Source organism: Exiguobacterium sp. s63 (genome assembly GCF_018617335.1).
Taxonomy (GTDB): Bacteria; Bacillota; Bacilli; order Exiguobacteriales; family Exiguobacteriaceae; genus Exiguobacterium.
In genome coordinates this window covers 1,019,742-1,041,539 of record NZ_JACSKB010000001.1, presented here as the reverse complement: position 1 = coordinate 1,041,539, position 21,798 = coordinate 1,019,742, and the positions used below count along the sequence as shown (strand labels likewise).

The window sequence follows — 21,798 nt, the reverse complement described above, 5'->3', positions numbered from 1 at the left end:
GGTTTTTTCATGCAACAATTCTCTAGTGAACTGACACAATTTCGGGGGAGTCATTATGACTTCGGACGATTTCAAGGGAAATATATTAAACGAAGCCAATTGCTCGAGAATCGGACGGACCAATGGAAACTGCGCGTCCCCCGATTTGAGATTGATGCGGTAGAGGCGAAAGCTGCCTTTGATGAATTCGCCCCGAAGATTTGGGAAGAGTTGATTGGATTACAAGATGAGCTGAAGTTGTCTCTCAATGATACGTTACTTCATTTCGGACATTTTCGCGTCAACAATCCAATCAGTGGATGTTCGATTTTGACAGGGGACAATTTCCTTGTCCGGAATTACGACTATCATCCGATGACATATGACGGTCGCTACAACGTGTTTCAACCTGAGGATGGGTATGCGGTCATCGGACCGGTCTCTCGCGTCACCGGACGTATGGACGGGATGAATGAAAAAGGGCTCGCCATGGGCTATAACTTTATCAATCGTCGTCGACCGGGGGACGGGTTCGTCTGCCAGATGATTGGTCGCATTATTCTTGAAACGTGCGCGACCGTGGAAGAAGCAGTCGACTTATTAAAAGAGATTCCGCATCGTGGATCATTCACGTATGTCGTTCATGACAAGTCGTCGAAAACACGCGTGATTGAGGCGACACCACGAGATATACAAGTACGAGAATCAAATATATGTACAAATCATTTCGAACTACTGCAGCACGAGAATCGCTATCATCTTGATGATTCCACGCGTCGCATGATGGAAATCAAGGTCGTGCAACACTTGATTCAAGATGCGGAGAGCGCGTTTCGTCTCATGAACGACACCGACAAAGGCGTCTTTTCAGAATTGTACAAGAGCTGGGCGGGGACGATTCATACAGCAGCCTATTTCCCGGAAACGCTCGAGACGTGGTTCGCGCTAGGCGGAGACCGCGATCCGGTCATATTCGACTTCCAAAAATGGCTCGATGGGGAAGACTTCGACCTCCATGCACTTGATGGAGAACTGGCAACAGATATCGAGTTTGCGAACACGGTTCAATTGTGGCGCTGACGTTTGTCAGTGCTTTTTTTCGATAATCGGGAATACACATTACAGGAGGGATGAACGATGAAACGAATTGGAATCATATTCATGATGTTGACGCTCGTCACATTACTCGGCGGCTGTGTACCCGGAGACGGGACGTACACGACGGATCCGGCAGGCTTTTTCTGGGGCATCTGGCACGGATGGATTGCGCCGGTGTCACTCATTTTAGGATTGTTCAATGAAACGTACCGCGTGTATGAAGTGAACAATACCGGCTGGTTCTATGATTTAGGATTTTACATTGCCGTCATCAGTGGATTTGGCGGATTGACGTTGACACGGAGAAGTCGGGGATAGTTTGATTATATGAAATGCCTCATGACGTAGTGGTTCTAATCCGACGTCTGAGGTATTTTTTTGTATTGTTCGATGGTGGTAAAGGAAATGATGAAAGAGTTCGATATAATGAATATGGATGATTTTTAGCGTGGAGGTGCCATATGCACTCATATGAGTTTCAAATGTATCGAAATTTTGATGAACTCGCGATTGATTTGATTGAGTTAGCAAAAGAGATTGTACCAGATAAACTAGTCTACCTTACGTCAATTGAGAATGACGTCCAGCATATCCTCAAACTGTCGTCACAGGATACTCCCATCCTACTTGAAGAAGGTATGTCTTTTGATTTGAAAGATACCGTGTGCAATCGAATTGATTTCAATCAGCGAGAAGTCTTAATGTATGAAGATATCGAAGAACAAATCGAGTCAAAAAGACTACAATCGTTACTACGCGAAGTGAACATCAAATCGTATCTGGGAATCCCAATCCTGACGAAGAACGGGGATATTTTCGGTACGCTTTGTGTCGCCAATCACAAAAGTGCTCAGTACGATTCAAAAAGTGTCCGCTTGTTAAAGCGCGTGGTTCGTATGTTTAGTTATTATTTAGAACTCGAACGTCGTGCCTCACGGGATGAATTGACGGACCTTTATAACCGCCATTACTTGTATAACTACTTTGAGACGAATTCGAATCAAGGAGGGGCAATGTTCCTCATCGATTTAGATGGGTTTAAATATGTGAATGACACATTCGGTCATGATGAAGGAGACCTTGTCTTGAAAGAAGTGGCGCTTCGTCTGAGACGTTTGTCGGAGCCGATTCCTGATTCAAAAGTGTATCGCTTAGGTGGAGATGAATTTTTAATCAAAATCGCACACGCTCTGTCAAAAGAGGTCATGATTGAGTATGCCACGCAAATCTTGTCTGTATTGAAAGAATGGGATGACCATCTCCCGTTGTCAGCGAGCATTGGAATTGTTCAATATGAACCTGACGTTCAGCCTGAACTTAGTCGATTGTTGAAAGAAGCAGACGTTGCGCTGTATCGTTCGAAAGCGAGCGGGAAGAACACATATCAATTTGATCAATAACACCAATAGGCTAAACCGATGGATTGTCATTGGTTTAGCCTCTGTTTTTGCATTCAGCAACAAGGAACCGATTGTCGTGAAAGAATCGAATGAAAAACGGGTAATAATTAAAGATTTGGTTTATGCCCCATCACGGCGACCGTATGATAATCACGGGAGTCCGGTCCGCGTTGTACCGACACATCCTCAAATCCGAGGTTGATTGCTTCGGGAATAAATCGATCCTGAACCATATCGGAAATGCTGGTCCACTCGACATCGCCTTTTCCATCGCAGTACGTGATAACGAATGTACCATTCGGTTTCAAGACACGTTCGATTTCAGACAGGACGGTCGTGATCTCTTCCCAAAAATATAGCGTGTGAATGCTAAACACGTGATTGGCGGATACGTCTGCCACTTCAAGTTGATGCAAATCTCCTTGAATGAAATGAGCACGTCCTGTTTGAATAGATGCGTCATTTCGTTTTCGCGCTGAATGAATGATTGTCTTTGAACGATCGAGCCCAATCACGGACACATCATCACGTTTATGGCGAATCGTCGCCAAAGCATCACCGGCCCCACATCCGAGCTCGAGAACGGTGGCATTTGGATGCATCTGTAACTGCTCGATTGTCCACTCGACTTCGATGCGATGTTGGCGCACCATCTTTTCCCCGATATATTTTCCGACGGGACCGCGTGGATTTTCATACTGACTGTCCACCCAGTTTTTGAACACGTGTGGGAGCATATCATCACCTCACTTTGAAAGTAGCTTGATTGTAGCATATTGATGAGATAAAGGAGTCAACAACATGCATTCATTTTGGATACTCGGCAATCAACTCTCGCACGAGCTTGCGATGCTGAAGGATATGAAGGAAGATGACGTCATCGTTATGATTGAGGCGACATCACGCGCAACATGGCGTCCGTACCATAAACAAAAGCTCGTCCTCATCTTCTCTGCGATGCGCCACTTTGCGGAAGAACTGCGCAAAAAAGGATATACTGTGGATTACCATGAGGCGGATTCGTTCCAAGAGGCATGGGACAACCATGTGAAACAGTACAATCCGGACGAAATTCATGTCACCGCCGTCACGGATGAACCGATGGCGAAAAAACTGAAACAATTCGGGAAGAAGTATAAACTGGTCGAACATACGGATGTCCCGCTCTTCTACTTATCAAAAGAAGAAGCGACCGAGACACTCGGCAGTGAGCCGTGGCGAATGGATCGTTTTTATCGTCACATGCGGAAACGATTCGATGTCTTGCTCGAAGATGGGAAGCCTCAAGGTGGGAAATGGTCATTCGATGCGGATAACCGAAAGCCGCCGAAAGAAGGTCTATCGTTTCCGTCCGCCATCCATTTTCGTCCGGATCCCATCACGAAAGACGTCATCGAAAAGGTCGAGTCGACATTCTCGGATCATCCGGGGGAATCAACCCCATTTCACTGGCCGGTCACCCATTCCGAGGCAAGACGTGCCCTGAAACGGTTCGTGGAAGAACGACTTGAGTCGTTCGGTCCGTATCAAGATGCGATGATGACGGATGAGCCGGAGATGTCGCACAGCCTGTTGTCGGCTGCCATCAATATCGGTCTATTGACACCGCGAGAAGTCGTTGATGCGGCATGTCAGGCCGACGCCCCTCTATCGTCGATTGAAGGATTCGTCCGGCAAATCCTTGGTTGGCGGGAATATATGCGCGCCGTCTATCTCGCTGTCATGCCCGGTTATGAAGACGTGAACACGTTCAAACATGAACGCGACTTACCGTCCTTCTTCTGGGATGCGAAGACGGAGTTGAACTGTCTGCATCAAAGTTTGAAACCGGTCGTCGCGCATGCTCACAATCATCATATCCAGCGACTGATGGTACTCGGAAACTATGCGACCCTTTTCGAGATTAATCCGAAGCAGACGAGCGACTGGTTCAACGAGATGTATATCGATGCCTATGACTGGGTCGTCTTACCGAACGTTCTTGGGATGGCCCTTCATGCGGACGGTGGAAAGCTCGCCACAAAACCGTATGTCGCTTCCGGGAAATATATCGACCGGATGAGTGACTACTGTCGGGGTTGCCCATACAACCCAAAACATACGACAGAAGACGACGCCTGTCCGTTCAACGCCCTCTATTGGCGGTTCATCGATCGTCACGAAGAACGATTCTCGAAAAACCAGCGGATGAAGATGATGGTCCGCAATTGGCGGGGACGGGATGATGACGTGAAAGCCGACATCTTAGCGAAAGCCGAACAGACGTTGACCGATTCCCCGTGAATCGGTTTTTTTACGTTCTCTTCATGAAACTTTGCGATTCCTTTATCGTGTCTTTACAATCGTTCGTTACGATAGGAGCTGTGAGACCCCCTCACTCCAAGTGAATAGTTACCGGTAGAACCTTTGAGAGACCAACAGAAGCCCGTACGTCGATGACGTGTCGTTTCTGTTGGTCCTTTTTTTTCAAGAAAGGATGATTCAAGTGAATGAAGCGATTGCACGAATCGGACAAGAACGGATGATTGCCTCCATCAAAAGTCCAAAACAAATCGAGGCGTTTTTACGGACGGATGTGACGACGACGTTTCTCATGATGGGAACGCTCAGTACACTCGACCGCTATGTGGCGCACTTGAAGCGAGAGAATCGAACGGTCTTCCTCCACGCCGAGCGAATCAATGGGATCAGCCTCGACCGGGACGGGATCGATTACCTCGCCAAACGTGTCGGCGCCGATGGGATTGTCACGACGAAAGCATCCGTGCTCCAGCATGCGAAGCGAGCGGGGCTCTTGACGGTACAACGACTCTTTCTCGTCGACTCCGATGCTGTCACGAGTGGGCTCAAGCTCGCCGAGGCGCAACAACCGGATGCGATTGAACTCATGCCGGGTCTGATTCCGAGCGTGGTCGAGAAGATTTCCCAGGAAGTCTCCTTTCCGATTGTGACGGGTGGCATGATTCGTCAACCGATTGATGTGCATCGCGCCCTCGATCATGGGGCATTCGCCGTATCGACCGGGGATGAACGACTTTGGAACGTACAAAGTCAGAAGGAGGAATTAGCATGAAATCAATACAGTTACAACAACTGACAAAATCATTCGGGGAGACGGAAGTCATTCGAGGGATTGACGTGACAATTGAAGCAGGTGAATTTTTCGCACTCGTCGGACCATCCGGTTGCGGGAAGAGTACGATGCTTCGGATGATTGCCGGGCTCGAATCCATCACAAGCGGCACGCTTCGTATCGATGGGGTAGCGGCCAACGGGATGAAGCCGAGTGAGCGTCACTTGTCGATGGTATTCCAAAACTATGCCCTCTACCCACATATGACGGTTGAAAAAAATATCACGTTCGGTCTACATACGAAAGGACTGACGAAGCTTGAACAGCGAGAGCGTTGCCTCCAGGCGGCCGAGACACTTGGACTTACCGATTATTTAAAACGGAAGCCACGTGAGTTATCGGGTGGTCAAAGACAACGTGTCGCTTTGGCACGGGCCATCGTGACCGAGGCACCGATTTGTCTGATGGATGAGCCACTTTCGAACTTGGACGCGAAATTACGGGCAAAGATGCGCTCAGAGATTCGCCAGTTACAACGAAAACTCGGACTGACGATGATTTATGTCACTCACGACCAAGTCGAGGCGATGACGATGGCGGACCGGATCATGCTTCTCAATGAAGGCGAAGTCCAACAAGTCGGAAAGCCGCTCGACTTATATAACAAACCGGCGAACACGTTCGTCGCTTCTTTCATCGGGTCGCCTCCAATGAACCTAGTCGAGGTCACACGACAAGAAAAAGGCTGGATGGCATCGGACGGTCGCATATTCCACCCAAATGCCTTGACGGAAGTACCACAGGCGACACTTGGTGTCCGTCCAGAACAAATTAAACCGGCGGACGAAGATGTGACATTTTATGCAGAGTTGAAAAACATCGAGGTGCTCGGGACCGAAACGATTCTCGCCTTCGATGTCGGAGGAAATGAATGGTTGGCGAAATGGCCGGGACAATGGCCGCTTACGGTCGGCGAAAAAGTGGCGTGTTATGTGGATCCGAAACAGATGTCGCTATTTGATACGAACGGGCATCGCATCGAGCCACGACAGCCGAAGCTGTTTGAGGCGTTGGAGGTGTTCCAATGACGGTCGCTTTACCGAGACAAAAAGTTCGAGCGAGATTGACGGATGCGGTGAGCGGGCTGTTGTATTTGTCCCCGTCCATCATCTTATTCGGTGTCTTTCTCGTCTATCCGCTTCTTCGGACGATGTACTTAAGTTTCTTTCGGACGGACACGCAAGGGACACCACTCGAATTTGTAGGAGTCGGTCACTATAGCCATCTGTTCACAAGTGCCGCGTTTTGGCAAAGCATCCAAGCGACGGTCGGCTTCGTCCTCTTGACGGTCCCGCTCACAATTCTCATCGCGCTCGGTCTCGCACTCCTTGCCAATGAGAAACTGAAGGGTATTGGCATCTTTCGGACGGCGTTCTCGGCGACGATGGGGATGAGCGTCGCGGCATCATCTGTCATTTGGATGTTCATGTACAATCCGTCAATCGGTATCTTCAACCGATTCCTCGAGGCAATTGGTGCGAGCGGCGTGCAGTGGCTCCTCGATCCACAGTATGCGCTCCTTTCCGTGTCACTTGCGACCGTTTGGATGAACATCGGCTTCACGTTCTTGATTCTACTCGGTGGTCTGCAAAACATTGACCGAACGTTGTATGAGAGTGCGGACATTGCTGGGACGAGCTATTGGACACAGCTCCGCGCCATCACCATCCCGATGTTGTCACCGACACTCTTCTTCGTCGGGATCATCTCGCTCATCAATGCCTTCCAGACGTTCGGGCAGATTGATTTATTGACGAAAGGTGGACCGACGAATGCGACGAATGTCATCGTCTATGCCATTTACAAAGATGCGTTCATCAACTATAACGTCGGCAGCGCCAGTGCACAGGCCGTGCTCTTATTTATCGCCGTCCTTTTGTTGACATGGCTCCAATTTAAATTGGTCGAAAGGAAGGTGCATTACCAATGAGACTACGGAATGTTGGCGTATATGTCTTACTCGTCTTGAGCGCCGTCGTCATGCTGTTTCCGATCGCCTATGCGTTTTCAATTAGTCTGATGGACGGGAAGGAAGTGCTTCAGGGACATCTGCTCCCGCGTGAGCCTTCATTTGAAAACTATGTGGCCGCGTTCGAGCGCATCCCGATGATGACGTACCTGCTCAACAGTCTGATTGTGGCGCTCCTCGTGATGATTGGACAGGTCGTCTTGTCGAGTCTCGCGGCATTCGCGTTCGTCTTCATCGACTTTAAAGGAAAAGGGCTCATCTTCATGCTCTTCCTGGCGACGATGATGGTGCCATGGGAAGCGACGATGGTACCGAACTTTTTAACGATTCAGTCGCTCGGTTGGCTGAATAGTGTCTGGGGACTGTCGGTGCCGTTCTTCGCGCTCGCATTCGGGACATTCTTACTTCGGCAACAGTTTAAAACGATTCCGTATGAAATGTACGAGGCGTCCCAAATTGCTGGGATTAGTCGCTTCCGTTTCTTTTGGAACGTCGTCTTACCGGTCTCGAAGACACCGCTCGTCACATTGTCGGTGTATAGCTTTTTAACGACTTGGAATATGTACTTATGGCCGCTTCTCGTCACGAATACGGAACAGGCGCGGACGGTTCAAATCGGCATCAAACAGATGCAGTCGAACGAGGTCGCTTCGGATTGGGGCGTCGTCATGGCGGCAGTCATCTTGATTATCATTCCGACACTCGTATTGTTGTTTGCAGGACAAAAGCACCTGCAAGAAGGTTTGACGCAAGGCGCTATCAAATAATAGGGGGATATGACACATGAAAAAGTTAGGATTATTCGCAGGGTTGGCAAGTTCGGTATTATTACTCGGGGCATGTGGCAGTGAAGAAGCGGCACCGGTGGCGGCGACGACAGAAGATGGAAAGACAGAGGTTGTCTTTTGGCACGCGATGAGCGGGGACTTGGAGACGGCGTTAAACAGTCAAGTTGATGCGTTCAACGCTTCGCAAGACGACTATGAAGTCAAACCGGTCTTCCAAGGAACGTATGAAGAAGCACTGACAAAATTCAATGCGGTCGCTGGTTCAGAAGACGCTCCGGCCATCATGCAAACGTTCGAAGTCGGGACGAAATACATGATCGATTCGAATAAAATCACACCAGTTCAAGAGTTTATCGACAAAGAGGATTTTGATACGAGCGTATGGGAAGAGAATATCTTGAGTTACTATCAGGTCGATGGGAAACAATATTCGATGCCGTTCAACTCATCGACACCGGTCCTCATCTATAATAAGGATGCGTTCAAAAAGGTAGGGCTCGACCCGGAGAAGGCGCCACGGACGTATGACGAATTGAAAGAGGCGGCGAAAAAGTTGACGACGGACGGCCAGACGGGCTTCACGATGCTCAACTATGGATGGTTCTTTGAACAACTTGTGGCTGCGCAAGGTGGGCTGTATGTCGATAATGAGAATGGACGTAACGGTGAGCCGACGAAAGCCGTGTTCGATGGGGAAGAGGGACAGAATGCGTTCAACTTGATCAAAGAGATGTATGACGAGAAGACGTTCTTAAACGTCGGTCAGAACTGGGACGATATGCGCGCGGCATTCCAATCTGGGAAAGTTGCCATGTACCTCGATTCTTCAGCAGGGATCCGTACGGTCGCAGACAACGCGGACTTTGAAGTCGGCGCATCATACTTACCAGTGCCGAGTGAAGCGGACCGTCAAGGCGTCGTCATCGGTGGCGCATCACTTTGGATGGGTGATGGTATCGCCGAAGAGACAAAAGAAGGCGCATGGGAATTCATGAAGTATGTGTCATCAACGGAAGCACAAGCTCAGTGGCATGTCGACACAGGCTACTTCGCCATCAACCCTGACGCATACAATGAACCGGTCGTTGAAGAGATGTGGGCGAAATATCCACAATTGAAAGTAACGGTCGACCAGCTCAGTGAGACGAAACCATCACCAGCGACACAAGGGGCGCTCATCTCGACGTTCCCACAATCACGTCAAAGTGTCGTCAATGCGATGGAGAGCTTGTATCAAGGCGTGTCGGTCGAAGAGGCATTGAAACGTGCGGCCGATGAGACGACTTCCACCTTGGGGCAGTGAGATGTTGATTTACGCACATCGCGGCTATAGCGCCAATTACCCGGAAAATACATTGTCTGCGTTCGAGGCGGCTCTCCCATACGTAGATGGGATTGAGCTGGATGTTCAGCTATCGAAGGACGGTCGCCTCGTCGTCATTCATGACGAGACCGTCGACCGGACAACAGACGGGACCGGATGGGTGAAAGACATGACGCTTCAAGAGCTTCGTCAGTTGAAGATTGACGACTATGAGCGTATCCCGACATTAGAAGAAGTGCTCGGCTTGATCGAACGGAGTGACGTCACCCTGAACATCGAATTGAAGACGGACCAATATGCGTATCCGGGAATCGAACGACTCGCTTGGCTCGCTGTTGACGAGTTTGAACTCGGTGACCGTGTCGTGTTCTCCTCGTTTAATCGTGAAACACTCGTCCGGATGCGGGATGTGGCTCCGCACGCTCGGCTTGCAGTGTTGACACTTACGGGTGAGGCGGACACCGTCTCATTCGCTGAAATGATTCGGGCCGAAGCGATTCACGCACAGGCTGAATTTATCGGATCAACTGCATGGGAACAGATGCGTCGTACGACACTGGAGACACGTCTCTATACGATTAACGATGTGAAGGACCTGCCCCCGATAGCAGTTTCGGCCATCATGACAGATGAGGTTGAACAGTTTACAAAATGAGTACAACAAACCCCGCTTCTGAAAAGGAGCGGGGTTCGTTCATGTCATGATCGGTTGTGGTATGTCATAGGTCGAGACGACAACTTGATTGCGTCCTTCGTTTTTTGCTTGATAGAGCGCCGAATCGGCGAGGTCGACCATTCGTTTGATGGGAAGCGAGGTGCCATGGGCGACCCCGACGGACGTCGTGATGTGAATCGGTGGGAAGTCATTCAAATGGAACGTTTCAGCGGCAATCCGTTCCCGAATCCGGTTAGCTACTTTATCCACTTTTTCAGGCGTCAAATCGTACATTAAAATGACGAACTCTTCCCCACCAATACGAGCGACCGTGTCGTGGGCACGTGTTTCCACCTTCAGGATGTTGGCAAACTGTTGTAAGACGAGATCACCGTTTCCGTGCCCATATGTATCGTTCACATGTTTAAAATGATCGATATCGAGCGCAAGCACATTATACGTCCGATTCTCTTGCCCGACGGATGCCGTATATCGATCCCATACACGTCGATTGTATAGACCCGTCAAATGGTCCCGTTCAGACGACTGCTTATACTCGATGGCACGACGGGTCGTCTGTTCAAGATCGATGGTGAGGATGCTCGAAAGCAGACCGACGAGCATTCCAATCATCCAAATGGTCAAGACGAGGGACACATACGCCGTGCTCCAACCCATATTGATGTAGACGGCAATCGAGATGATGAAGAGTGCCCATACGTTCAAGAAGATGCTTTGGATGAAAAGTCGCTCCCGAAGCAACCGATGAATCCAGAGCATCCCGATACTGACGATAAACGTCGCGACAAACGCAATCGCGGCTTGTTCGGTCATTCCGAACAAGAATCGTGTGCTCGCAATGAAGAGTGTTGCGATGAATAAAGGGAAACGGGCTCCATAAAACGCGAGCAACACGAGCGGTAAGTGACGTAAATCGACACGGACCGTATCGTTGACTTCCACGGCGTTATACATCAAAAACAGACCGAGCGCACCGGCGAGTAGTCCGATCACGAAACTACGAAGACGGTATGAGTTAAACAGTGAAGAATGATAAATCTTCGAGATGATATAAAACCCGGTGAATGCGACACAAGCATTAAGCAATAAAACGGTGAGCGTCATTCCTTCACGACCTTTTTTATGGACTATACATTAACGGTAGCAGTCTTCAAATAATTGTCAATCTGAAGGTGTGTAAATTTTCGTCATTTCTTCACGCTTTTTTCTTCGTTCCTCGAAATGCGAAAAACATGGCGATGCCAATCCCGATTCCGAGCCACCAATTGTCGAGAGTCAGACCAAAGACGACGGCGAATACGACCGCGACTGGAATCGATAAATGTCCTCGTTGTTTCATCTTCATTGCCTCCTCTCTTCGTCATTTCTTTATTCCCAAAAGGTAGAAGCTTCATTCTCAAATTGAGGTAAGACAAAAACGTTCGACCGATCAAATCAGTCGAACGAAAGCGAGTGTTTAGGGGATGGAAGCAATGGACAACTCTGTCTGGTATGAAGCTCGATCGTGAAAGTCGTCCCTTCTCCATATACCGAATCTGCATGGATGCCCCAACCGTGGGCTTCGGCGATGCGTTTGCAGATTCGTAGCCCGAGACCGGTTCCTTTAATCGATTGGTGGGCAGCCGATTCGACACGATAGTATTCATCAAATACGTAGGGAAGGGCATCTTCCGGAATGCCGATGCCGGTGTCAGATACGGACAAGATCACTGTCCCGTCGCATTCCTCAACCTGGGCATGAACCTCCCCACCTTCGGGAGAATACTTGATCGCATTGCTAATCAGGTTATGGAGCAATTGCCGTAACTTTTCTTCATCTGCTTGAATCAAGACATCGTTCGCTTCAAACGTCACTGTATGAAGCGGGGAGGTCGTCTGATAGCTCGACATGACATCCTCTAGAAGAGGAGGGAGTGCGAACGTCGTCACGTTCAGTTGATCAGCCGTGTAGCGTTCTTTTTGATAGTCGAGGAAATTATCAACGAGCCGCTCCAGACGTTCCGATTCTTGTTTGACTTGTTGTAGCATCTGATACGACTTTTCCGCACCTTGATGACGTCTCATAAGTAACTCCGTATAGCCGTGGATGGCAGTCAATGGCGTACGGAAATCATGAGACAGTTCGGCAAGAAAACTGTCTTTACGCTCTTCAAAGCGGACGGCTTCCGTTTGGTCGCGCCACATGACGAAAACGCCACGTGGTGTCCGCGTAAAGTTGAAAATCAAATGTAGCGTTTTGTCATCAAAACGAAGACGACGTGAGGCCATCCTTGGATCCATTTCGGTCGCACATTCGAGCAATTCCTGAATCAGGTGCATGACTTGTGCGGAATCCGCCTCGTGCCGTTCCAACGTGGTATATACATAATGAGTCAATGTGTCCAATGTGTCAAAAGACTGTGTCATCATAGAAGGGTACCATTGACGAAGAGAATCATTCGTATACAGGCGGCACCTTGAGAAATCGATATAACACATCGCATCCTGTACTTCTTCCACGATAGAAGCGATGGAGAACGTATGACGTTGCTGTTTTTGACGAGCGGAGCGTTTTTGCCTAACCCTACGAAATCGGCGCATAGATCTACCTCCTCACGAACATTTGTACATTCATTCACAACAAGTATACGACATTCGAGAAGGAATCCCTATACAGGCAATAGTCCTAGCAGAAACGTAGTGAAATTGGGACGGACATTTAAAACACCTCTCCGTTACGTGAACGGAGAAGCGTGAGTTATTCAGTCACTTTTAATTGTCCCATCATCCCGTTTTCTTCATGTTCGAGGATGTGGCAATGATACATGAACGTTCCCGTTTTGGTGAAGGTCAGTTCGATTTTCACCTGTTCATCAGGAGCCACAGCGACCGTGTCTTTCCACCCTTTCTCCTGATCGGCTGGCGGGCTGCCGTCTCGACTGATGACTCGGAACTGGACGCCGTGGATGTGGAAAGGATGTGTCATCCCACCCATCATATCCGGCTTATTTTCAATCTCCCATACCTCAGTGTCTCCGCGTTTCGCTTCGATATCGATACGCTCTGGGTCAAACGTTTTTCCATTGATTGATACCATATTTCCCATTCCAAACAGCGTGAGTCGGCGATCTGCCTTCTCATCTGTCGAACGCTCTCTCGTTTTAGTTGTCGGAATATCGATGGACGTCTTATCGAGTTCACCAACACGAAACGTGGTGAACGTCACCCCGTCCGCTTCTAAGGATACGTCATCTTCTACTTGTGAAAAATCAATCAGCACCTCTGCCCGTTCGCCCGGTGTCAACGAAATGGTCTTCAAGGGAACTGGTTTTTCCAACAGACCACCGTCTCCTGCAATTTGAATCAAATTCTTTCCGTTCGATAGCGTGAAGTCGAAATTACGTGCGTTCGAACCGTTGACTAGTCGCACTCGTAACGTCTCGGTTTGAACATCGAACGTGGTGTTGATGACACCGTTCGCAAGAATCGTATCCCCTGTCGTCCCATCGACGTTCATGTGGGCATCGTAATCAAGCTCACCGTTATCAGTGAAGAGCCGATCCTGTACGATTAGCGGGATGTCATCGACACCATAGTCATTCGGGAGACCACTCTGTGCATCGTCGGTCACATAAAGAAGGCCGGCGAGCCCTTTGTAAACTTGTTCAGCTGTCAATCCCATCGGATGGGGGTGAAACCAAAGCGTACTAGGTTCTTGGTCGATGTCGAGTCGAACTTGTGCATGTTTACCCGCAGCTACAGCTTGATGAGGTCCCCCGTCCATGTCGGCAGGGATAACGAGTCCGTGCCAGTGGAACGTTGTCGGTTCATCCAATCGATTGATGGTATCAATCACGACTGTTTTTCCTTTCGGTAACTCGAGCATCGGTCCGAGCAAGTTTCCATTATAGCCGAACGTTTCCGATTTTTTGCCGTCTTTGAAAAATCGTGACGTGCCTTTAGTTGCTTCCACCGTGTAGTAGACCGTGTCTCCCGTGACACGATCTGGCTGTAAGGCAGTCGGAATCGGAAGTGGCTGTGTCGGTTCATCCGATGCTTGGAGATTTTGGGTCGCACCGTGTCCCATCGGTCCGCCATTGCCCATCATGTGGTCACCCATTTGCCGGGTTGACGAATCATTGCCCATCATATGATCTTGATTCATATTGTTGTTATGGTTCCATGTCCCGTTGAAGAGAACGGCTAGTAAAACGAGGATGCCCCCAATTAAAATCCCCGTCAACAAAAACCACATTCCTTTTGATTTCATCTGATAACACTCCTTCATTGTTCAGTCCTCACTCTGTTGTACCACCTAATTGTGAAAGAAACATGAAAGTCCGAATCCGTTTATTTATATACCGCATAGGGGTATGAAATATGTGTAAAGGAGAGGATAGATGATGGAACACGAACACAATCAACACCATGAACATCATGAGGAGAGTCACGATTCTCATCATGGCGGACACGAACATATGATTGACGATTTCAAACGACGCTTTTTCGTATCGATTGGTCTGATGATTCCGATTTTATTGTTGTCGGACATGATTCAAGAATGGCTACAGTTTGAACTCAATTTTCCGCTTGAAAAGACTATCTTATTTGTATTGGCGACGATTGTGTATGTATACGGAGGATGGCCGTTCTTAAAAGGGAGTGTAGAGGAGCTGCGGGATCGTAGCCCAGGCATGATGATGCTGATCGGCTTAGCAATCAGTGTCGCTTACTTTTATAGCGCAGCTGTTATTTTTGGATATGGAAGTGGACATGACTTCTTTTGGGAACTTGCTTCATTGATTGTGATCATGCTACTCGGTCACTGGATTGAGATGCGTTCTGTGATGGGGGCGTCAAATGCGTTGGAGCAACTCGTTCAACTGTTACCGAACGAGGCACATCGCATCAATGGGGAAGAAACGGAAGACGTCCCGATCTCTGAACTAAAAGAAGGAGACCGGATTCTAGTCAAACCAGGAGAACAGGTCCCGGTAGACGGGAAAATCATCAAAGGACGAACGACGATCGACGAGTCGATGTTGACCGGTGAATCGGTCCCGGTCGAAAAGACAGAAGGTGAAGATGTCATTGCGGGTTCAATCAACCAAGAAGGTAGTTTGACGATTGAAACGATTGGTACGGGAGAAAGCACGTACTTGTCAAAAGTCATCGAATTGGTGAGCGAGGCTCAAAAATCGAAATCACGGGCTCAAAACTTAGCAAACCGTGCGGCGAAATATTTGTTCTATATCGCGCTTGCAGCAGGCGTCATCACATTTACTATCTGGTTCATGCTTGGCTATTCGGTCGGAACCTCAGTCGAACGGATGGTGACGGTCATGGTCATCTCATGTCCGCACGCACTCGGACTAGCGACACCGCTCGTTGTTGCCGTTTCGACAGCGTTATCGGCGAAACAAGGTCTCCTTATCCGTAATCGGACTCAATTTGAAGAAGCGCGTCGCCTCGATGCCGTCATCTTTGATAAGACGGGTACGTTGACGGAAGGAAACTTCGGTGTCACGGACGTACAAGCGAGCTCATCTTTCACAGAAGAAGATGTATTGCGATTAGCTGGAGCTGTCGAACGGGAGTCGCAACATCCGCTCGCGCAAGGAATTTTAAGAGAAGCCGAGAAACGAGAATTGAAACTGGCGACTGTCGACAACTTCGGTTCGATGGCGGGTGTCGGGTTAGAAGGGACGGTTGAAGGAGCGCATGTTCAAGTCGTCAGTCCACGTCATATCCGTGATCAACACATTCAGATCGATGAAGAGACGTTCGCACGACTCTCGGGAGAAGGAAAGACCGTCGTCTTTGTCTTAAAGGACGGGGAATGGGTTGGTATGATTGCAATGGCCGATTTAGTGCGGGAAGAGGCGAAAGAGACCGTCGAGGCACTTCGTGAAAAAGGAGTCCGTTCCATCATGTTGACGGGGGACAATGAGAAGGTCGCACATTGGGTCGCGGGTCAGCTCGGCATCGATGACGTGTATGCCGAAGTATTACCAGACGACAAGGCGAACCAGGTAAAAGACGTCCAGAAAGATGGCAGCAAAGTAGCGATGGTCGGGGATGGAATCAATGATGCTCCGGCACTAGCGCAAGCGGATGTCGGTATTGCCATCGGCAGCGGGACGGACGTTGCTGTTGAGACGGCTGACATCGTCCTCGTCCGTAGCAATCCGAAAGATGTGCTATCGATTTTAGAGCTTTCACAGAACACATATCGAAAGATGATTCAAAACTTGTGGTGGGCCGCAGGGTATAACATCGTCGCCATCCCGCTCGCTGCAGGTGTGTTGGCTCCGATTGGCATCATCTTGTCCCCGGCCATCGGTGCCGTCTTGATGAGTTTAAGCACAGTTATTGTCGCCATCAACGCTCGACTTTTGAAGATTTAACAAGTTTTTCATCTTTAGCACGTATGCTAGATGGGATGCTATAGATGGAGGGATTTAGATGAAACGAATGTTGATGCTATCACTATTCCTGACTCCACTGCTTTTAACGGCTTGTGGAACGGAAGAAGTACCGTCGGACACTAGTCAATCCGAGAACGTGACGCCCCCTACAAAAGACGAGTGGCAGCGTGTGGGATCCGATGAAACGGTTTCTCATATCCACGGGGCTGGATTTTGGCAAGACGACGAACGTCCTGTCATCGCGACGCATGACGGGTTGATAGAATATCGAGAAGACGGTTGGTATACACTTCCGACGAATCGTCACGACTATATGGGGTTTGAAGTCGTCGAGGATGGATTTTATGCGAGCGGTCACCCCGATCGTCGGACAGATTTCAAAAATCCACTTGGGGTTATGCATGGAAAAAATCATGGGACAGTACTCGAGAGTCGGTCGCTAGAAGGCGAGGCAGATTTCCACTATATGAGCGCCGGTTATGCCACGGGTACACTCTACGTTTATTTGGAAGAAGCGACCTCGGAGCTAGAGCCGGGATTTTATCGTTCAATCGATGGTGGGAAATCATTTGAACCGATGCAAGTGAACGGAATCGAGGGAGTACAAGTGGCAGGCATCGTCGCCGATGCGACGGATGCGGAGCGCGTCTTCTTGTATGGACCGTCCGGCATCCTCGTTTCGAACGATGCCGGAGACTCCTTCGAGCCACTCATCGAGTCGGAACAAGTCGTCACGGTCGGGGAGGACGATGGGCAGTTGGCCTACATTCGACAGACAGATGGTTCATTCGAAGGGGTTCGTTTCAACTTAGATGATGAGTCGACAGAGACGTTCAACCTTCCAGAGCTTCAAGTGGACGCTGTGCCAATCGAATTGGCCATCAAAGAGGAGCACATGTTGCTTGTCACATCGGATAACAGTGTATATGAGTTCACGGACGGAGAGTGGCAGACACGTCTTGACGCAGGGGAGCTCGACTAAGTAAAGACGCCTTTCCATTAAAGGGAAGGCGTCTTTTTGTCGAGCGGAAGTGTGACGGTGAACGAAGTACCTGATGTATCCGAAGATACCGTCAACGTCCCACCGTGGCGCACGACGATTTGATCAGCAATCGCGAGTCCGAGTCCACTGCCACCGGTCTGACGGGACCGTGATTTTTCCACACGATATAGACGGTCAAAAATGTGCGGTAAATCTTCTTCAGGAATGCCTTTCCCATTGTCTGTAATGGTCAGGATCAGGTGAGTGTCCGTGACGTTCGAACGAAGGGAGACATGTGAAGCCTCACTATGTTCAATCGCATTATGGGCGATGGAGCGGAAGACTTGGAGCATTCGATGACGGTCTAATGTGAGCGAAACATCTGGTCGTCCGACATTTGGCAGAGTATCGAAGCGAATCGTCGTCATCCGAAACATCGTATCGAGCATTCGTCGTAAATCCGCACAAAACGTCGTGACAGATACTTCTTCTCGATGTAACAAGAACGTGTTTTCATCGAGCTGTGCCAATTGAAATGCATTTTCGACGAGTTCTGTGAGCGAGCGGCTCTCATCTAAAATCGTTTGAATCGACTGTTGCCGAAGTGATTCTGGAGTGCTGTCTTTCGAAGCGATTTCGGCATACCCTCTCAAATAAGTGAGAGGGGTCTTGATTTCATGTGAGAGATCGGATAGAAACTGATGCCGCTCGCGTCGTAGCCGAGATAATTCAAGAGACATCGATTCGATTGAACGTGCCAATTCTCCGATTTCATCAACTCGATTCGTCGGTAACTGTAAATCGTCCGGGTTTGTGAGAACGTTCTCCGTCGCTCGTCTTAATGACTCAATCGGTTTTGAAATGAGTCGACTTAGAAGAATGAAAGTCAAGATCGTCGTCACGAGTGCGATAGCCGTGATGTAGAGAAATCGCAACTGAAGGCGATGACTGATTCCATGAATGATCTCAGTCGGTAAAAACATGTAGACGTACCCATACCGTGTATCGAGATCATCTGTGATTGGCGTACGAACGCTTAAATACGGCTCGTTTTCCCAGTCGTCCTCTAAAACAGTCGTATCATCGAATGGACCTATACGTCGTTTCGTTTCGACGGTATCGACTAGTACCTGCGGAAAAGAACGGGACGTTTGAAGAAGAACATGTGCTGGGTCAGTGATGGCAACTTTTGTGTCCGTCTCACTTTCCATCGTAGCAACGTGACCAATCGTCTCTTTTGAAAAGTTCATCGCCAACACGTTCGCATGGCTCTCGGCTCTCGACTCGAGACGATTGATTTCTTCTACAACGCGTTCGCCGAGTAACGTGTGATAAAGGAGAAGGAATAATACGCCTTCAATTAATAACGTAGATAAGAGGAAGACGAGGCTGATGCGAAATGGTAGACTGTTACGACTTCGCTTCATCCGGAACGCTCTTCGGTCCATCGATAGCCACGTCCCCATACCGTCTTTAAATAATCATCAATCGGAAATCCTGCATCCCCTAACTTTTCTCGAATCATACGAATATGCGCATCAACCGTGCGAGGATCGGATTCTGCAGAGTAGGGCCAGACAAGGTCAAATAAATCTAGGCGGTTGAAGAGTCGATTCGGATGCTGAAGGAACAGTTTCAGAATGGCCGTCGCTTTCGGCGTGAGGACGATTTCTTGTTCCTCATAAAGGATACGTCCGCTCTCTTCATCATATCGAAGCGGACCGTATTGAATATTGACGACACGGGTCCGTCGTAAGACGGCGCGAATACGGGCGAGGAGGACGTTTCCGTCGAACGGTTTCGTAACATAATCATCCGCTCCAGCATCTAATCCTCGGATGGTCGTCTCGTTGTCTGACCGTGCCGTCAACAAGACGACAGGTAATGCCGGGTCCATCGTCTTTAACTGACGACAAAGTGAGATCCCATCTACTTCTGGCATCATAATATCTAAAAGGACGAGATCCGGTCGCTCTTCGATTTTGTCGAGTGCGGAACGAGCATCGCTTGCCTCGATGCAAGAGTACCCATCACCCTCAAGGAACAGACGAATCAAATGTCTCATTTTTTCTTCATCGTCTACAATGAGAATCTTCATCTTGTACTCCTCCTTCCTTTATTTATTATCGTTCCGCGTGCTTCGCATGATTTCCTTCTGTAGCGAAAAGAGTCTGTAGTTGTTCACATGCGCGCGCGACGTCTCAACAGTAAATGACGGGCACTCTCGCATCAATCGGGCGATCCGTGACAATGGCGACTGCCCCGTTTCGGATGGCCACCTTCACTAAATCGACACCTCGTTCATTAATCGGACGTTTGCATACATATAAAAACATTTTTTTAATTTTTTTTGGTGTCGTTCCGATGCCGCGAATCGCCATATCTTCAGGACGGTCCAGATACGACCAAGATAACACAGAATCCAGTGATGCCAATACGTCACGCAATGTCACCTCTTGCATTGTCGTTCTCCTTCCGTGCAAAATCTCAATTTCATTAGTCTACCCGACGATTGTGAAAAAGAAGTGAAAAACATTCAGAACACGCCATGGCTAAAAAATATGCAGGTTTGAGTACAGAACAAGTAGGTAAAAGTAATTCTACATGCATAACAAGAAAGGATGAACGAGATGAAATCATATGGTAAATTCGGCATCATGATTGCGGTCTCTACATTTATTATGTATTGGCTCATGTATTTGAACGTCTTTCAAATCAACCATATCTTCTTTAGTCAAACGAGGTTGTATATGGCACTCATCATGGGATCGGTCATGGCAATCGTCATGTTGCTCTTCATGTGGGGGATGTACAAGAATAAAGCCTTCAATTTTATCATTATAGCGGTCAGCGCCCTCGTCTTCAGTGTCTCCCTGTGGCTTGTACGGAGTCAAACGACTGTCGATGACGTCAGTTGGATGAAGGCGATGATTCCGCACCACTCGATTGCGATCTTGACGAGTGAGCGAGCTGAAATTGAAGATCCGCGCGTCAAAGAACTGGCTGAAGGAATCATTGAAGCGCAACGTCGCGAAATCGAAGAAATGAAGCAACTGATCAAAGATTTAGAAGAGGAAGAAGAAAATCAAGAATAATAGACATACACAGTCGAATGGGGCTGTGTATTTTTTAATCCATTCGAAAGGAAAAATAAAGAAAGTAAGTTAGAATTTGTTTTCCTTTATTTGAAATATAAATGACATATTTGTCGGTTCATTTTGGTGGTAAAATTTTTTCAGTTAGATAATATAAAATATAAAAATTTAAATACATAATTGAAAGGATTTACCACATTATGAAACGAAAGATGCTCTCTCTCTTCTGTGCCGTTCTTCTCACCGTCGGAATCTTCACTCCCGCCGGTACCCCGGCTGAAGCCGCCACCACGTATTATGTCAAAGTGACGACCAACAGTTTAAACGTCCGTTCGGGCCCGAGCACGACGTATGCGATCGTCGGTAGCGCCAAGTTGGGACAGTCGTTCAAGTATCTCGGCGTGAGCGGGGGATGGACGAAAATTAACTTCAACGGGACGTCCCGCTACGTATCCAGTACATATGTGAAGAAGTACAGTGTCTCAACGCTTTCAACGACATCGACTGCGAAAATGATCATCCCGACAAAAGGGACGTTGACACAAAAGTATGGTCCGGCGAGCGGGCAGTACGGTTATACGTTCCATAACGGCATCGACTTGGCTGCTCCAAGAGGAACACCGGTCGTGTCAGCCGCTTATGGAAAAGTCATCGTTTCTCGAAACTATGGGGCTTACGGTAACCACGTCATGATGAGCCATCAGTTGAACGGACAAACATACATCACAGTATATGCACACCTCGATCGTCTCAATGTCGTCACAGGACAGACGCTAGCAAAGGGAGCAACAATTGGAACGGTCGGGAATACCGGCAACTCGTTCGGGAACCACCTTCACTTCGAAGTACATCGAAACAGCTATGTGTATAGCAGTTCAGCTCCTGCCAACAGCATCAATCCATATACGATGTTTTGATATAAAAGCACGCGCTCTCAAATAATGGGA

General features: G+C 48.5%; 22 protein-coding genes. 14 read left to right on the top strand and 8 right to left on the bottom strand.

Annotated features, from left to right (window positions below):
* Positions 1-9: 9 nt before the first annotated feature.
* The 3 genes from KNO90_RS05190 to KNO90_RS05180 all read left to right on the top strand — a co-directional run bounded on the left by KNO90_RS05190 (position 10) and on the right by KNO90_RS05180 (position 2,477).
* Positions 10-1,059: a C45 family autoproteolytic acyltransferase/hydrolase gene (locus KNO90_RS05190; RefSeq protein ID WP_214742071.1), complete on the top strand. Its 1,050-nt coding sequence runs from the start codon at positions 10-12 to the stop codon at positions 1,057-1,059.
* A 57-nt stretch (positions 1,060-1,116) separates the two neighbouring features.
* The gene (locus KNO90_RS05185) at positions 1,117-1,395 is read left to right on the top strand and encodes a hypothetical protein (RefSeq protein WP_214742070.1); all 279 of its coding nucleotides are present in this window, start codon (positions 1,117-1,119) and stop codon (positions 1,393-1,395) included.
* A gap of 143 nt (positions 1,396-1,538) precedes the next feature.
* The gene (locus KNO90_RS05180) at positions 1,539-2,477 is read left to right on the top strand and encodes a sensor domain-containing diguanylate cyclase (RefSeq protein WP_215113171.1); all 939 of its coding nucleotides are present in this window, start codon (positions 1,539-1,541) and stop codon (positions 2,475-2,477) included.
* A gap of 107 nt (positions 2,478-2,584) precedes the next feature.
* On the opposite strand, the gene KNO90_RS05175 is transcribed toward KNO90_RS05180, so the two are convergent.
* Positions 2,585-3,214, bottom strand: a complete 630-nt coding sequence (locus KNO90_RS05175; protein WP_215113170.1) for a class I SAM-dependent methyltransferase — start codon at positions 3,212-3,214, stop codon at positions 2,585-2,587.
* Between the two features lie 64 nt (positions 3,215-3,278).
* Here KNO90_RS05175 and KNO90_RS05170 point away from each other — a divergent pair, with 64 nt between their 5' ends.
* The 7 genes from KNO90_RS05170 to KNO90_RS05140 all read left to right on the top strand — a co-directional run bounded on the left by KNO90_RS05170 (position 3,279) and on the right by KNO90_RS05140 (position 10,346).
* The gene (locus KNO90_RS05170; RefSeq protein WP_215113169.1) at positions 3,279-4,760 is read left to right on the top strand and encodes a cryptochrome/photolyase family protein; all 1,482 of its coding nucleotides are present in this window, start codon (positions 3,279-3,281) and stop codon (positions 4,758-4,760) included.
* A gap of 202 nt (positions 4,761-4,962) precedes the next feature.
* Positions 4,963-5,550 (top strand): glycerol-3-phosphate responsive antiterminator, encoded by a 588-nt coding sequence (locus KNO90_RS05165; RefSeq protein WP_483299186.1) that lies wholly within the window; start codon positions 4,963-4,965, stop codon positions 5,548-5,550.
* The gene (locus KNO90_RS05160) at positions 5,547-6,638 is read left to right on the top strand and encodes an ABC transporter ATP-binding protein (RefSeq protein WP_214742066.1); all 1,092 of its coding nucleotides are present in this window, start codon (positions 5,547-5,549) and stop codon (positions 6,636-6,638) included. The genes KNO90_RS05165 and KNO90_RS05160 overlap by 4 nt, the downstream gene beginning before the upstream one ends.
* Entirely contained in the window at positions 6,635-7,540 is a 906-nt protein-coding gene (locus KNO90_RS05155; RefSeq protein WP_214742065.1) for a carbohydrate ABC transporter permease, read from the top strand. The genes KNO90_RS05160 and KNO90_RS05155 overlap by 4 nt, the downstream gene beginning before the upstream one ends.
* Positions 7,537-8,346, top strand: coding sequence for a carbohydrate ABC transporter permease (locus tag KNO90_RS05150; protein ID WP_214742064.1), 810 nt, complete (start codon positions 7,537-7,539; stop codon positions 8,344-8,346). The genes KNO90_RS05155 and KNO90_RS05150 overlap by 4 nt, the downstream gene beginning before the upstream one ends.
* Positions 8,347-8,362: 16 nt before the next feature.
* Entirely contained in the window at positions 8,363-9,670 is a 1,308-nt protein-coding gene (locus KNO90_RS05145; RefSeq protein WP_214742063.1) for an ABC transporter substrate-binding protein, read from the top strand.
* A complete protein-coding gene (locus KNO90_RS05140) occupies positions 9,642-10,346 on the top strand; it encodes a glycerophosphodiester phosphodiesterase (RefSeq protein ID WP_251127380.1) in 705 nt (234 codons plus the stop codon). Before KNO90_RS05145 ends, KNO90_RS05140 begins: the two co-directional genes overlap by 29 nt.
* A gap of 39 nt (positions 10,347-10,385) precedes the next feature.
* Here KNO90_RS05140 and KNO90_RS05135 read toward each other — a convergent pair whose 3' ends face one another.
* The 4 genes from KNO90_RS05135 to KNO90_RS05120 all read right to left on the bottom strand — a co-directional run bounded on the left by KNO90_RS05135 (position 10,386) and on the right by KNO90_RS05120 (position 14,616).
* The gene (locus KNO90_RS05135; RefSeq protein WP_215113167.1) at positions 10,386-11,471 is read right to left on the bottom strand and encodes a GGDEF domain-containing protein; all 1,086 of its coding nucleotides are present in this window, start codon (positions 11,469-11,471) and stop codon (positions 10,386-10,388) included.
* A 91-nt stretch (positions 11,472-11,562) separates the two neighbouring features.
* Positions 11,563-11,706, bottom strand: coding sequence for a hypothetical protein (locus KNO90_RS05130; protein ID WP_214742060.1), 144 nt, complete (start codon positions 11,704-11,706; stop codon positions 11,563-11,565).
* 95 nt (positions 11,707-11,801) lie between these two features.
* The gene (locus KNO90_RS05125) at positions 11,802-12,947 is read right to left on the bottom strand and encodes a sensor histidine kinase (protein ID WP_215113166.1); all 1,146 of its coding nucleotides are present in this window, start codon (positions 12,945-12,947) and stop codon (positions 11,802-11,804) included.
* A gap of 157 nt (positions 12,948-13,104) precedes the next feature.
* The gene (locus KNO90_RS05120) at positions 13,105-14,616 is read right to left on the bottom strand and encodes a multicopper oxidase family protein (protein WP_251127326.1); all 1,512 of its coding nucleotides are present in this window, start codon (positions 14,614-14,616) and stop codon (positions 13,105-13,107) included.
* Positions 14,617-14,746: 130 nt separating this feature from the next.
* Between KNO90_RS05120 and KNO90_RS05115 the strand changes: the two genes are divergently transcribed.
* Both KNO90_RS05115 and KNO90_RS05110 read left to right on the top strand, forming a co-directional pair.
* Entirely contained in the window at positions 14,747-16,753 is a 2,007-nt protein-coding gene (locus KNO90_RS05115) for a heavy metal translocating P-type ATPase (RefSeq protein ID WP_215113164.1), read from the top strand.
* A 58-nt stretch (positions 16,754-16,811) separates the two neighbouring features.
* A complete protein-coding gene (locus KNO90_RS05110; protein ID WP_215113163.1) occupies positions 16,812-17,756 on the top strand; it encodes a F510_1955 family glycosylhydrolase in 945 nt (314 codons plus the stop codon).
* Positions 17,757-17,773: 17 nt separating this feature from the next.
* Here KNO90_RS05110 and KNO90_RS05105 read toward each other — a convergent pair whose 3' ends face one another.
* The 3 genes from KNO90_RS05105 to KNO90_RS05095 all read right to left on the bottom strand — a co-directional run bounded on the left by KNO90_RS05105 (position 17,774) and on the right by KNO90_RS05095 (position 20,218).
* Entirely contained in the window at positions 17,774-19,183 is a 1,410-nt protein-coding gene (locus KNO90_RS05105) for a sensor histidine kinase (protein WP_215113162.1), read from the bottom strand.
* Positions 19,180-19,854: a response regulator transcription factor gene (locus KNO90_RS05100; protein ID WP_215113161.1), complete on the bottom strand. Its 675-nt coding sequence runs from the start codon at positions 19,852-19,854 to the stop codon at positions 19,180-19,182. The genes KNO90_RS05105 and KNO90_RS05100 overlap by 4 nt, the downstream gene beginning before the upstream one ends.
* 103 nt (positions 19,855-19,957) lie before the next feature.
* Positions 19,958-20,218, bottom strand: a complete 261-nt coding sequence (locus KNO90_RS05095) for a hypothetical protein (protein WP_215113160.1) — start codon at positions 20,216-20,218, stop codon at positions 19,958-19,960.
* A gap of 168 nt (positions 20,219-20,386) precedes the next feature.
* Between KNO90_RS05095 and KNO90_RS05090 the strand changes: the two genes are divergently transcribed.
* Together KNO90_RS05090 and KNO90_RS05085 are read left to right on the top strand one after the other, a co-directional pair.
* The gene (locus KNO90_RS05090) at positions 20,387-20,851 is read left to right on the top strand and encodes a DUF305 domain-containing protein (protein WP_214742052.1); all 465 of its coding nucleotides are present in this window, start codon (positions 20,387-20,389) and stop codon (positions 20,849-20,851) included.
* A gap of 200 nt (positions 20,852-21,051) precedes the next feature.
* Positions 21,052-21,768 carry a peptidoglycan DD-metalloendopeptidase family protein gene (locus KNO90_RS05085; RefSeq protein ID WP_214742051.1) on the top strand — a complete coding sequence of 239 codons (717 nt, stop codon included), beginning with the start codon at positions 21,052-21,054 and terminating at the stop codon, positions 21,766-21,768.
* Positions 21,769-21,798 lie beyond the last annotated feature (30 nt).